Genomic DNA, 12,264 nt, shown 5'->3' on the forward strand with positions numbered 1-12,264 from the left:
CCCGGGTTTAGGCGAGTTCCAGACTAGCCAACAAAAGTAGAGGCAGCGATGAATGAACCCTACTCTCCGACCCGTCTGATCGACGCGGAGAATCCCGTGGAACTGAAGGGCAATACGCTGGGCCTGTGGCAGATCGTATTCCTCGTCATTTCCGCGGCCGCGCCGCTGACCGGCATGCTCGGCGCGGTGCCGCCCGCGATCAGTCTGGGCAATGGCGCGGGCATTCCAGGCGCGTTCGTGATCGCCGGTGTCGTGCTGCTGATTTTCAGCGTGGGCTTTGCGTCGATGAGCCGGCACGTGGTGCGCGCCGGCGCGTTTTACGCGTACATCGCCGCCGGGCTCGGACGGCCGTTGGGCATGGCCGGCGCACTCGTTGCCTTGATGTCGTACACCTTCATCCAGATCGCGCTGTACGGTCTGTTTGGATTTTTCTGCACGGTGATTCTTGCTCCACTGCTGCACACCGCGATGCCCTGGTATGGCTATTCGCTGATCTGCGTAGCAGTCGTGCAATTCACCGGCATTCGCGGTATTGATCTGAATAGCCGGCTGCTCGGCGTGCTGATGTGTCTCGAACTGGGCATCCTGTTGCTGCTCGCGATTGCGATCGCCGTGCATGGCGGTGGTCCGAATGGCCTCACGCTCGCGCCGCTCACACCAGAGCATGTGTTCAGCGGCCACCTCGGCATCGCGGTAATGTTCGCCTTCGCGTCGTTTATCGGTTTTGAAGCGACGGCGATTTACGGCAAGGAGTGCCGTGATCCGAAGGTGACGGTACCGCGCGCGACGTATGTATCGGTGGTGCTGATTCTCGTGTTCTTTGCTTTCGTCACGTGGACGATTGTCTGCGCGTACGGACTGAAGGATGTGGTCGACGTCGCGACGAAACAGCCAGGCGACTTCTGGTTCATTCAATCCGGCAAGTATTTGGGCAGTGCGGTGACGACCGTGATGAGCTTCCTGCTGCTCAGCAGTATTTTCGCGAGTCTGCTGTCGTTCCATAACACGCTGGTGCGCTATATCCATGCGCTGAGCCTGGAGGGCATCCTGCCGCAGGCGCTCAATCGGGTGCACGAAAAATACCGTTCGCCGTATGTGGCGAGCTATCTGCAAACGCTCTCCGTGTGCGTGCTGCTCGGGATCTTCATCGCGGCAGGCAGCGACGCGTTCAACATCGTATTCAGTTGGAGTTCGGCGCTCGGCACGATCGGTATCGTCATGCTGCAAGCGGTGACGAGTTTTTCCGTGATCGCGTTCTTTCGCAAGACGCGTAAGGACACGCGCGTGTGGCACTCGTTTGTCGCACCGCTGTTGGGTGGCATTGGCCTGCTGTATATCGGCGTCATTCTGGTGCGCAATCTCGATGCGCTCAGCGGCTCCGATAGCCCGATCGTCAAGTCTTTCCCCTGGATCGTATTCACGGTGGCGCTGGTCGGCGTCGTGATCGGTCTCATCTTGCGTCAGAAGCGGCCGGATATCTACGCGCGCTTCGGGCAGTAATCGAACGGCGCGCAAGACACGCAGCGCGCGCCACCCGGTGACGTTCTAACGATCGACTGTGGCTGTTCGTTCCGGCGCGGCGCTGGAACGAGCGGTGTCGTTCGTCCCGTTGTTCCCGCTGATTTCACCACTTAACTTTCGACAAAAATATGGCAGACAGATTCGTCAAGCGCTCGGCGCTTGCGCTGGCCACGTGCGGCCTCGCGATGGGCGCACATGCGCAATCCTCGGTGACGCTCTATGGCACGGTCGACGCCGGCGTCGTCTACACAACCAACCAGCAGACGACGCTCGCCAACGGCAGCACCAACGGCCACGCGAATTATCAACTGGCAGGGGGCAACCTGGTGCCGTCGCGTTGGGGCTTGACGGGCGCGGAGGATATCGGCGGCGGCACCACGGTGAATTTCACGTTGGAGAACAGCTTCCTGATCGGCAGCGGCACCCTGTTGCAAGCGAATACGCTATTCAACCGCAACGCGTGGGTCGGTTTGAACAACGCGACGTACGGCGCGCTGACAGTCGGCCGTCAATACGATCCGTTCTCCGACTACATGGGCGCGTATGCCTCGAGCAATAACTGGGCGACGCTGTACGGTTCGCATTTCGGCGACGTCGACAATCTCAACGAGGCGTTCAACTTCAACAACTCGATCAAGTACATCAGCCCGAGCTTCGGTGGGTTGACGGTGGGCGGGTTGTTCAGTCTCGGGGGCGTGGCGGGGAATTTTTCGCAGAACAAGGGCTGGGCGCTGGCGGCGAATTACGCACAGGGCCCTTTGTCGTTGAGTGCGGGGTATCTCGAGTTGAATCAGCCGTTGCAGGCGGCCTTAGGCGGGACTGCCGGGTATATCGGCGATTTCAGTTGCTCGAATGCCGATGCTTCGTATTGTCTGCTGCAGCAGGCGAGCAAGGTGAGGATTTTTGGAGCAGGGGGCTCGTACGCGTTCGGCAAGGCGAACGTGGCGCTCAGCTATACCCATACGCGTTTGTCGCAGAGCCAGTATTTCGCGAGTGCGGCGAACCCCGCCGGAGCGGATATTTCGTTCGACATAGCCGAGTTGAATACGACCTACATGCTCGCGCCGGATTTGCAGCTTGGTCTCGCGTATATCTTCAACGATGCGAAGCCGGCCAGCGGCGCTTCGACGCGCGTGCATCAGATCAATCTGGGCGCGGTGTACAGCTTGTCGAAGCGGACGGCGCTCTATGCCGTGGCGATCGGGCAGAAATCTTCGGGCGCCGGGCTGGGAATTAATCCTGCGACGGGGCAGACGGAAAACCTCGCGCAGATTCCGAATATCGCCAACTCGGATACGGACAAACAACTCTCCGTGATCGTCGGCATACGGCACAATTTCTAACCAGCGCTTAATCGGCCTTCAGTCTGCCAGGCGCTTGTCCGCAAGCGCGTTCTGGCAATCCGCCAGTACCTGTTTGACGAGCCGCGCCTGAGGGTCGAGTTCGTCCGTATCGAGAATTTCCTCGACGGCGTCCCGCGCCCAATCGGTCTCGACAAATTTCGCGTGCCGCTGCGCAATCTCCAGCGCGGTGGCCGACAATCTGGCGATGCTTAACCAGTCTGCTTCCCGGGACCGATGGTCGAGCCACTTATGGGCGGCCTGCACGTGAAACGCCGCGTCAGGCCAGTCCTCATTCAGGTAATAAGCGCCAAGGCAACCGCAGGTGAGCCAGCACAACAGCTCCAAACGGTCCCGCGGACTCAGATGATGGCGTACATCACTCATGGCGACGCTCGCTGCTGTAAATTGCGCTCCGGTGAGGACGGCAGGCCGTCCCCCGCTTTCCGTTACACAATATCACGCAGAATTCACGAGCGGCAATGCCTGACTGACCCTGGCTACGCCGGCACCACGCCCGCCCGCGCGGCCGCAGCCGGCAATGGGCGGCTGGCCTGGTTCTGCTAGCGCGTCGCGACGATGAAAAGGCGCGGAAACGGCAACAGCACGGTGCCGTCAGCGAGCGCCGGATACGCCTGCGCGATCGCGTCCCGGTAGCGTGCCAGGAAGACGCTTTTCTCACTGTCGTCGAGTTCGGCCAGGAACGGCCGCAGCGCGCTGCCCTTGAACCATTCGACCACCGCGTCCGCGCCACCCGCGAGCGGGTGATGGTAGACGGTGCGCCACACATCGACCCGCGCGCACAACGGCTTGAGCAGCCCGTAATACCAGTCGGCGCCATAGCGCATGGTGCGTTCCACACCTTTGAGTTTGTGGGCCCAGGGGCCGTCCGCCGCGATTTCGCGCAACAGGCGGTGCGCAGGTTCATCGAGGTTGTCCGGCATTTGCACGGCCAGGCTGCCGCCCGGCGCCAGCTTCTTCACCAGCGACGCAAACAGCGGCTCGTGATCGGGCACCCACTGCAGCACGGCATTGGCGAGAATCAGGTCGTAAGGGCCCGGCGCATCCCACGCCGTAATGTCGCTCACGTCGAACTGGAATTGCGGCAGGCGTTTGCGGGCCGCCTCGATCATGTCGGCAGAACTGTCCATGCCACTGACCACCGCGCCGGGCAGGCGGGCCGCCAACGCCTCGGTGGAGTTACCGGGGCCACAACCGATGTCCACGGCAATCCGCACGTCCGTTGGCGGGACCGCCGCCAGCAGATCCCTGACCGGACGCGTGCGCTCGCTTTCGAACAACACGTACTGTTTTGCCGCCCAATCCGTCGATGAAGTCATGTTTCGCTCCTTTATCCCGCCATCCTGGCCACCAAGCCATATTCGCCGGCATCCGCTCACCGCCTGCGATGCCGACCCGATCCAATCCGCTCATTCTGGGCGGTGACGAAGGCGGAGTAAAATGAATTTATCGTTCCCATTCCTTCATTTTTCTAATGAAAATCGACACGTTAGGCGTCCAGGCGTTCGTCGCGATTGCGGATCGCGGCAGCTTTCAAGGCGCGGCCGATTCGCTACACGTCACGCAAACGGCCATTACGCAACGCCTGCGCAAGCTCGAAGCGTTTCTCGGCGTCACGCTGATCGAGCGGACCACCCGTTCCATGGCGCTGACGGAAATAGGGCGCAGTTTTCTGCCGCAGGCGCGCCGTTTGTTAGGCGAGCTTGCCGATGCGCTGGTGGAGATTCGCGAGACGGGCGTGGCCCGTCGCGGCGACGTCTCGATCGCCTGCGTGCCGACCGTCGGCGTGCAGTATCTGCCGCGCATTCTGCAGGCGTATGCGGCGCGTCATCCACATAATCGCATCAAGATTCTCGATCACGCGTCGTCGGCCGTGGAGGCGGCCGTGCTGCGCCGGGAGGTGGAATTCGGCATCAATATCGCCGGCGAGCATCATCCGGATCTCGCCAGCGTGCCCTTGACGGAAGACCGCTACGTGCTGATTTGCCATGAGGATCATCCGCTGGCAAAACGGCGCCGTATCGCCTGGACGCAACTGCAACCGTACCCGTTGATTTTTGCCGGCGAGGTCAGCGGCAATCGCGCCTTGCTCGACGTCGCGCTGGAGAAAAGCGAACTGTCGCTGCGCTCCTTTTATGAAGTGCAACGCAGTTCGACCGCAGTCGGCCTGGTTGCTCAGGGGGTGGGCGCGGCCGTCGTGCCGGCGCTCGCGATCCAGAAGGGCGCGTATCCGACAGTGCGCACCGTCGAACTCACGAATCCGGTGGTCTCGCGCACGCTGGTGCTCGTGGCGCGCAAGACGGCTCATTTGTCGCCGGCGGCGCAGGCGCTGTACGACATGATTCTCGAACAGGCGACGTTGAAGGCCTGATTCAAACCCAGGGTCTACAAACACTGGGCCCGCAAGCAGCCCGCCGCATGACTCAGATCGTGTTCGATCGCGCGCCGCACGCCGGCTGCGTCACGCGTCTTTACAGCGGTCAGCAATTCGTCGTGCGCATCGTTTAACGTGCCGGCAAACTGCGCATCGCCGAACAGCAGATTCGAAATCGGCCCGACCTGCAACCACACCGTCTCGATCAACTCCAGCAGAAGCGGCGAGCCGGCCGCGCGGTACAGAATCAGATGGAACGCTTCGTTGGCGTCGAGGTAGCCCTTGGCGTCGGCCGTCCGCAGGGACTGTTCCATCCGACCGTTCAGTTGTTCCAGTGTTTCCACATCGTGCGCGCTGAGATTCGGTGTGCCCAGTTCGGCGGCCTGGCCTTCGAGAATCAGGCGCACGCGCAACACATCGTCGAATTGTTCTCTCGACAGACGGGGCACCGTCACGCCGCAATTGGGCACATTGACCAGCGCCGATTCGGCCGCGAGGCGCTGCAACGCGGAGCGCACCGGCATCTCGCCCACGCCAAGTTCGGCGGCGACGTGACGGATCTTGATGCGCTCGCCCGGCACGAAGCGCCCGATCGTCAGCCATTGGCGCAGCGTGTCGTAGGTCTGGTCCTGCAGCGTGTGATGACGCGAAGTTTTCATAAAGCTCGAAGCAGGGGCCCAAAAAATGACAGCGCAAAGGCAACAGGCAGGCAGCAGAAAGGCCGACAGTTTGGCGTCGGCCGCGCCCGAACGACTTCGAACGAATTCGATCCAATACGGCTCAGGTCAGTTCGGCGAGGCACGCGTCGAAGGTGGAAACCAGTTTGTCGACGTCGGCCGCGGATGTGTCGGGGCATACCAGGATCATGTTGTGAAACGGCGTGATCAGTACGCCGCGATTGAGCAGATACAGGTGCACGACATGTTCCAGTTCCGGGTCGAGCTGGCGGCCGGCTTCGGTGCCGTTGCGCGGCGGGGCCGGCGAGAACTGGAACTCGGTGCGGGCGCCGACGCGCGTCACGCACCACGCTAGACCATGACGCGCGATCGCACTTTTCAGGCCGGCTTCGATCTGCTCCGCGAGCGCGAACATGTGATCGTAGGCGGCATCGGTCATCACCTCGGCGAGCGTTGCGCGGATCGCGCTCATGGCCAGCATATTGGCGGTCAGCGTGGTGCCGATGCCGGAGTGGCCGGGCGGTGCGCTGCGCTTGGCGTGCTGCGCGCGCGCCGCCAGCTCGGCGCTGAAACCGTACACCGCGCACGGAAAGCCGCCGCCCACCGGTTTGCCGAGAATGAACAGGTCGGGTTCGAGGCCGTGCGCCTTCGTGTAACCGCCCGGCCCGCAACTGATGGTGTGAGTTTCGTCGATGGCGAGCAGCGTGCCGTAGCGGCGCATGAGCGCGTGCGCCTGCCGCCAGTAGTCCGGGTCGGGCAGCACCATGCCGATGTTGGTCATTGCGGGTTCGGCCAGCACACAGGCCACGTCGCCGTCTTTCAGCGCGTTCTCCAGCGCGGCGAGATCGTTGAATTCGATCACGCGCGTGGCGTCGAGCAGGTCGTGCACCTGGCCGATCAGGCTGTCGCGCTGTTGCGGCTTGCCGTCGACGAGATCGACGAACACGTCGTCCACGGTGCCGTGATAGCAGCCGTTGAAAATCACGATCTGGCGGCGCCCGGTCGCCGCGCGCGCCCAGCGCAGTGCGAAGCGGTTGGCGTCGCTCGCCGTCATCGCGAACTGCCAGTAGGGCAGCCCGAAACGGCGTGCGAGTTCTTCGCCGACCCACGCCGCGTCCTCGCCCGGCAGCATGGTCGTCAACCCGCGCTCAGCCTGGGTGGCCAGGGCTCGCGCTACGGGGGCGGGCGAGTGGCCGAACATCGCGCCCGTGTCGCCGAGGCAGAAGTCGGCGTAGCGATGACCGTCCACGTCGGTAAACGAGGCGCCGCGCGCCTGATCGACGTAAAGCGAGAAGGGCGTCGACCAGTCGTTCATCCAGTGCAGCGGCACGCCGAACAACAGATGGCGCGCGGCGCGCCCGGATAACTCACGCGATCTCGGCATCGCTTCTGCAAAGACGCGGCGTTCGCGTTCGACGAGCGCTTGCGCGCGCGCCCAGTTGATGCCGTGGCGGGTAGTCAAATCCTGCTTCTCCAATGACGTTATCAGCATGTTTCTATTGGCCGTGCGCGCTCAGACGAGCAGTTGCAGATGCTCGCGTTCCCACGCGGTAATCCCTTGCGAGAAGGTCTCGAATTCCTTTTCCTTCACCGAGCAATAGGCCTGCACAAAGTTCTCGCCGAGCACGTCCGCGAGTTCGGTGCACTTCAGGAGCGCCTTGAGCGCATCTTCGAGACCGCGCGGCAATTCGTATTCGAGGTCGTAGGCGCTTTCGACCATCGGCGCCGACGCTTCCTGCTTTTCGACCATGCCGAGATAACCGCAGGCGAGGGTGGCCGCCATCGCCAGATACGGATTGACGTCGACGCCCGGCACGCGATTTTCGAGCCGCCGGCCGTCCGGGCCGGAGTTCGGCACGCGGATGCCGCAGGTGCGGTTGTCGTAACCCCAGCGTACGTTGATCGGCGCCGCCGTAAAACGCGACAGGCGCCGATAGGAGTTCACGTAGGGCGCGAACATCGGCATGGCTTGCGGCATGTATTTCTGCAAGCCGCCGATATAGTTGAAAAACAGCGGGCTCGCCGTGCCATCGGGTAGCGAGAAGATGTTCTCGCCGGTTTCGCGATCGACGATGCTCTGATGAATGTGCATCGCACTGCCGGGCTCGTGCTCCATGGGCTTGGCCATGAACGTCGCGAAAATGCCGTGGCGGAAGGCGGTTTCTCGCACCGCGCGCTTGAACAGGAACACGCGGTCGGCGAGATCGAGCGCGTCGCCGTGAGAAAAATTGATCTCCATTTGCCCGGCGCCGACTTCGTGCACCAGCGTTTCGACGCCGAGACGCGTGGTCTCGCAAAAGCGCGAGAGGTCCTGGAAGAACGGATCGAATTCGTTGACGGCGTCGATCGAAAACGACTGGCGGCCGGCTTCGCTGCGCCCCGCGCGACCGAGCGGCGGGCGCAGCGGTTCATGGGGATTCTGGTTCTGCGCGATCAGGTAAAACTCCATCTCCGGCGCGACCACCGGACGCCAGCCTTTTTCCTCATAGAGCTTCAGCACTCGCCGCAACACCGCGCGCGGCGAAATGCCGATCGGCGCGCCGTCGAGTCCGACGCAATCGTGGATCACCACCGCGACCTGTTCGATGGCCCACGGAACGAGCCGGACGGTATTCGGATCGGGAATGCAGACCATGTCGGGATCGCTAGGCCCGACAAAGCGCTCGAAATCCGCGAATTCGCCGTTGACCGTGATCATCAGTAGCGCGTTCGACATGTGCATCTTGCCTTCCGAGAGAAACAGGTTCTTCGGCACGATCTTGCCGCGCGCAACGCCCGTCATGTCCGGGATCACGCATTCCACCTCGTGGATGTGGTGATGTTCCAGGAATTCACGTAGATCGTCGCGTAGGTCGCTTTGCAAGGTTGACTCCAGTCGGTTGATGAAGACGGCGCGAAGCGTGGCGGCAAACCGTGCGCGACGCGCTGCCTGTTCGGAAAAGCTGGACGTTTTGCATCATGGGATTTGATCAAATCATGACATGGAAATTTCCTTTTGGGAAATTTGATCAAATATCATCGGCTGATCGAGCCAACCTGAACGCCGCCCATGACCGATGCACCGTCTTCGCAACGCCCGTCGCCGGCCCAATGCGTCGCGACCCTGCATACGATTGCCGCCGCTGTCTCCTTGCTGGAACGGCAGGGGATCGGCGCGGACGTGCTGCTGGCGGGAAGCGGCGTTGGCGTGGGCGATCTGCGGCAGCCCTCCGGGCTCGTCACGCACGCTCAGGAACTGATCGTGTTTGCCAACGCGCTGCACGCCTGCGGCGATACGCGCATTGGTCTCGACATCGGCCGCGCCATGCATATTTCGAGCTACGGCATCCTCGGTTACGCGATGCTGGTGAGTCCCACGCTCGGTGACGCCCTGCAATGCGCCCAGGACTTTCCCGTACTGCTCGGGAGTTACTTCAAGGTTTCGCTGCGGCGCAACGCGCAGGAAGCGGCGATCGTCGCGGCCGATTATCACTACCGGCCGGATCTCAGCGTGATCAATACCGACATGTGTCTCGCGTCGATGTGGGCGATCGTCTGTGACGTGCTGTCGGCGCGCCGCGCGCCTTCCGCGCTCGAGGTGACGTTCGGCGCGCCGGCCCACGCGGATGCCTACGAAGAGCGCATAGGCCGTCACGCCACCTTCGACGCCGCCGAAAACGCCCTGATTTTTCCGGCCAGCTGGCTCGACGAACCGTTGCCGCTTGCCGAGCCGGTGAGCTATCTGATGTCACGCCAGCAATGCGCGCAATTCGAGCGCGAATGGGCCACCGCGGCGGGCAACGACGTCACGGCGCGAGTCTGCGCCTGCTGTATTCCGACCCATGCCGCTACGGTTCGCTGCGCGCGCTCGCCGATGCGCTGTGCGTGTCGGAGCGCACGCTCAGGCGGCGTCTGGCGGGCAGCGGCGCAGCTTTCCAGGCGCTGCTCGACCGCGTGCGCCACGATCTCGCGCTCGACTACCTGGTGCGCACGCGCCTGTCGATGTCGGATATCGCCGAGCGGCTCGGCTATAGCGAAACAGCCGGCTTCCGGCATGCGTTCCGCCGTTGGACCGGCCATTGCCCGAGCGATTACCGCTGCGCGTAGCCGGCGGTTCTGTCGAAAGTCCCTTCGAAGCCGAAGCCGAAGCATCGCCGGTGCAACCGCGCGCCGTGCAGTCACGTCCTCAAGGACTGAGGCCCCGGCCACTTTGGCCACATTTATCCCCTCGATGACCGCTTCTCCGTTATCGCTCACTCGCGCACCTCGGGCAGAATTTTCCCAGACGAATACAAGGGAGACACGAGATGCGCGCAGTCAACGTGGCGGCAATCCAGTTGGCCGTACCCGGATGGGATCGCGAGGCGAATCTCGCCGAGGCTGAGCGCCTCGTGCGTGAAGCAGCCGCACAAGGTGCCCAGGTGATTTTGCTGCCCGAGTTGTTCGAGTTGCCGTACTTCTGCACCGAACAGGATTCAAAGCACTTCCGCCATGCACTGCCGTTCGAGGGCCATCCGGCCATCACGCGCTTTAGCCGCGTCGCGGCCGAGTTGAACGTGGTCCTGCCAATCAGCTTCTTCGAACGGGCCGGCAACGTCTTCTTCAACACGGTGGCGATGATCGACGCCGATGGCCGCGTGCTCGGCCGCTACCGCAAAACCCATATCCCCGACGGCCCGGGCTATAGCGAGAAGTACTACTTCACGCCCGGCGACACGGGCTTTCGCGTCTGGCCGACGCGTTACGGCACGCTCGGCGTCGGTATCTGCTGGGACCAATGGTTCCCGGAGACGGCCCGCGCGATGGCGCTGCTCGGCGCCGAACTGCTGTTCTATCCGACCGCGATCGGCAGCGAACCGCAGGACCCCTTGCTCGACAGCAGCGCGCACTGGCAGCGCGTGATGCAGGGCCACGCGGGCGCGAACCTCGTGCCGCTGATCGCCGCGAACCGTACCGGCCGCGAGCAGGGCCGCGACTTCCCGCAGCGCTACTACGGTTTGTCGTTCATCGCCGATCAAGTCGGCGAACAGGTGCAGAAAGCGGGCCGCGACGAGCCCGCGATCCTGCTGCATCGTTTCGATCTGGATGCGCTCGCCGCAACGCGTCATGCATGGGGCGTGTTTCGCGACCGGCGTCCGGCCTGCTACGGCATCCTCGCGACGAGTGATGGCGAACACCGGACCCAGGAGAGCGCACCTTGAACAGCGTATCCAGGAACGTAACCAGGCTGCTGAGCGGATTCGAGCAGCAAGCATCCTGAGGAGACATTGCATGTTGACTGTATATAGCGACCGGCACCGGCTGCACCATGGCCATGCCGAATTGATCAACGGCGAAATGAAGCCGTGCTTCGAGATGCCGAGCCGCGCCGATTTCATCCTGGAACGGGTGCGCGAAACGAAACTCGGCGACGTGATTGCGCCTGCATCGTTCGGGCTCGATCCGGTGCACCGTATTCACGACAAGAGTTTCATTGCTTTTCTGCGCAGCGCATGGAATGAATGGAGCGCGATCGGCCGCAAGCATGATGCGCTGCCGCTCGTGTGGCCGGTGCGCGGTATGCGCCAGGATCGCGTGCCGGAAGATATCGACGGCAAGCTCGGCTACTACGCAATGGATGCGGGCGTGCCGATCACCGCGGGCACCTGGGCGGCCGTCAGCGACGCGGTGGACGTCGCGCTCACCGGCGCACGCCACGTGAGAGGCGGGGCGCGCAGCGCGTTTTCGTTGTGCCGGCCGCCTGGACACCACGCCGCGGCGGACTATATGGGCGGCTACTGCTATATCAACAACGCGGCGGTGGCGGCGCAGTCATTCCTCGATGCGGGCGCGAAACGCGTGGCGATTCTCGACGTCGATTATCACCATGGCAACGGCACGCAAAGTATTTTCTATCAGCGTCCGGACGTATTGTTCGCGTCCTTGCATGGCGATCCGCGCACGGAATATCCGTTCTTTCTCGGCCACGCCGACGAAACCGGCGCGGGCGCGGGCCTCGGCTACAACGCGAATTTTCCGCTGCAACCGGGTACGGCGTGGGCGGACTACACAGTGGCGCTCGACGCGGCGTGCGCGCGTGTCGCCGATTACGCGCCAGATGCGCTGGTGGTGTCGCTCGGTGTCGATACCTTCGAAGAAGACCCGATTTCGCAGTTCAAGCTGCGCAGCGCCGACTATCTGCGCATCGGCGAGGCGATCGGACGATTGGGGAAACCGACCTTGTTCGTCATGGAGGGCGGTTATGCGGTCGCGGCGATCGGGGTGAACGCGGTGAATGTGCTGACGGGTTTTGAGTCGGTGTAACGGGCTTTAAGCGGATACGCTACGATTCGAAGCGGATTTCCGGTGAAAT

Annotated in this window: 11 protein-coding genes and 1 pseudogene; 7 read left to right on the top strand and 5 right to left on the bottom strand. The window is 62.8% G+C overall.

The window, feature by feature from the left end; all coding sequences use genetic code 11:
- Nucleotides 1-48: 48 nt before the first annotated feature.
- Nucleotides 49-1,500 carry an APC family permease gene (locus PQR67_RS11915; protein WP_408458669.1) on the top strand — a complete coding sequence of 484 codons (1,452 nt, stop codon included), beginning with the start codon at nt 49-51 and terminating at the stop codon, nt 1,498-1,500.
- A gap of 149 nt (nt 1,501-1,649) precedes the next feature.
- Nucleotides 1,650-2,864 (top strand): porin, encoded by a 1,215-nt coding sequence (locus PQR67_RS11920; protein WP_408458672.1) that lies wholly within the window; start codon nt 1,650-1,652, stop codon nt 2,862-2,864.
- 18 nt (nt 2,865-2,882) lie between these two features.
- On the opposite strand, the gene PQR67_RS11925 is transcribed toward PQR67_RS11920, so the two are convergent.
- Nucleotides 2,883-3,248, bottom strand: a complete 366-nt coding sequence (locus PQR67_RS11925; RefSeq protein WP_408458675.1) for a hypothetical protein — start codon at nt 3,246-3,248, stop codon at nt 2,883-2,885.
- Nucleotides 3,249-3,424: 176 nt separating this feature from the next.
- The gene (gene tam, locus PQR67_RS11930; RefSeq protein ID WP_408458678.1) at nt 3,425-4,201 is read right to left on the bottom strand and encodes a trans-aconitate 2-methyltransferase; all 777 of its coding nucleotides are present in this window, start codon (nt 4,199-4,201) and stop codon (nt 3,425-3,427) included.
- A gap of 155 nt (nt 4,202-4,356) precedes the next feature.
- Between tam and PQR67_RS11935 the strand changes: the two genes are divergently transcribed.
- Complete coding sequence (locus PQR67_RS11935; RefSeq protein ID WP_408458681.1) at nt 4,357-5,253, top strand: LysR family transcriptional regulator; 897 nt, start codon at nt 4,357-4,359, stop codon at nt 5,251-5,253.
- Nucleotides 5,254-5,267: 14 nt separating this feature from the next.
- Here PQR67_RS11935 and PQR67_RS11940 read toward each other — a convergent pair whose 3' ends face one another.
- The 3 genes from PQR67_RS11940 to PQR67_RS11950 all read right to left on the bottom strand — a co-directional run bounded on the left by PQR67_RS11940 (nt 5,268) and on the right by PQR67_RS11950 (nt 8,796).
- Entirely contained in the window at nt 5,268-5,915 is a 648-nt protein-coding gene (locus tag PQR67_RS11940) for a GntR family transcriptional regulator (protein ID WP_408458684.1), read from the bottom strand.
- A gap of 121 nt (nt 5,916-6,036) precedes the next feature.
- A complete protein-coding gene (locus tag PQR67_RS11945) occupies nt 6,037-7,395 on the bottom strand; it encodes an aspartate aminotransferase family protein (RefSeq protein WP_408458687.1) in 1,359 nt (452 codons plus the stop codon).
- A gap of 51 nt (nt 7,396-7,446) precedes the next feature.
- On the bottom strand, nt 7,447-8,796 hold the full coding sequence (locus PQR67_RS11950) for a glutamine synthetase family protein (protein WP_408458690.1): 1,350 nt from the start codon (nt 8,794-8,796) through the stop codon (nt 7,447-7,449).
- A 186-nt stretch (nt 8,797-8,982) separates the two neighbouring features.
- Here PQR67_RS11950 and PQR67_RS11955 point away from each other — a divergent pair.
- The 4 genes and pseudogenes from PQR67_RS11955 to PQR67_RS11970 form a co-directional block, all read left to right on the top strand.
- Nucleotides 8,983-9,570: pseudogene (locus PQR67_RS11955) on the top strand (AraC family transcriptional regulator); the annotation flags it as partial.
- A gap of 122 nt (nt 9,571-9,692) precedes the next feature.
- Nucleotides 9,693-10,019 (top strand): helix-turn-helix transcriptional regulator, encoded by a 327-nt coding sequence (locus tag PQR67_RS11960; protein WP_408458693.1) that lies wholly within the window; start codon nt 9,693-9,695, stop codon nt 10,017-10,019.
- A 200-nt stretch (nt 10,020-10,219) separates the two neighbouring features.
- Complete coding sequence (aguB, locus tag PQR67_RS11965) at nt 10,220-11,113, top strand: N-carbamoylputrescine amidase (RefSeq protein ID WP_408458696.1); 894 nt, start codon at nt 10,220-10,222, stop codon at nt 11,111-11,113.
- Nucleotides 11,114-11,183: 70 nt separating this feature from the next.
- Nucleotides 11,184-12,215 (top strand): histone deacetylase family protein, encoded by a 1,032-nt coding sequence (locus PQR67_RS11970; RefSeq protein ID WP_408458699.1) that lies wholly within the window; start codon nt 11,184-11,186, stop codon nt 12,213-12,215.
- The last annotated feature ends 49 nt before the right edge of the window (nt 12,216-12,264 follow it).

This window comes from Paraburkholderia fungorum (assembly GCF_046026025.1).
Lineage (GTDB): Bacteria > Pseudomonadota > Gammaproteobacteria > Burkholderiales > Burkholderiaceae > Paraburkholderia > Paraburkholderia fungorum_E.

Excerpts from the sequence above, each read along its gene's own strand:
- PQR67_RS11915 (WP_408458669.1), top strand. The coding sequence starts at position 49 with ATGAATGAACCCTACTCTCCGACCCGTCTGATCGACGCGGAGAATCCC.
- PQR67_RS11920 (WP_408458672.1), top strand. The coding sequence starts at position 1,650 with ATGGCAGACAGATTCGTCAAGCGCTCGGCGCTTGCGCTGGCCACGTGC.
- PQR67_RS11925 (WP_408458675.1), bottom strand. The coding sequence starts at position 3,248 with ATGAGTGATGTACGCCATCATCTGAGTCCGCGGGACCGTTTGGAGCTG.
- tam (WP_408458678.1), bottom strand. The coding sequence starts at position 4,201 with ATGACTTCATCGACGGATTGGGCGGCAAAACAGTACGTGTTGTTCGAA.
- PQR67_RS11935 (WP_408458681.1), top strand. The coding sequence starts at position 4,357 with ATGAAAATCGACACGTTAGGCGTCCAGGCGTTCGTCGCGATTGCGGAT.
- PQR67_RS11940 (WP_408458684.1), bottom strand. The coding sequence starts at position 5,915 with ATGAAAACTTCGCGTCATCACACGCTGCAGGACCAGACCTACGACACG.
- PQR67_RS11960 (WP_408458693.1), top strand. The coding sequence starts at position 9,693 with ATGGGCCACCGCGGCGGGCAACGACGTCACGGCGCGAGTCTGCGCCTG.
- aguB (WP_408458696.1), top strand. The coding sequence starts at position 10,220 with ATGCGCGCAGTCAACGTGGCGGCAATCCAGTTGGCCGTACCCGGATGG.
- PQR67_RS11970 (WP_408458699.1), top strand. The coding sequence starts at position 11,184 with ATGTTGACTGTATATAGCGACCGGCACCGGCTGCACCATGGCCATGCC.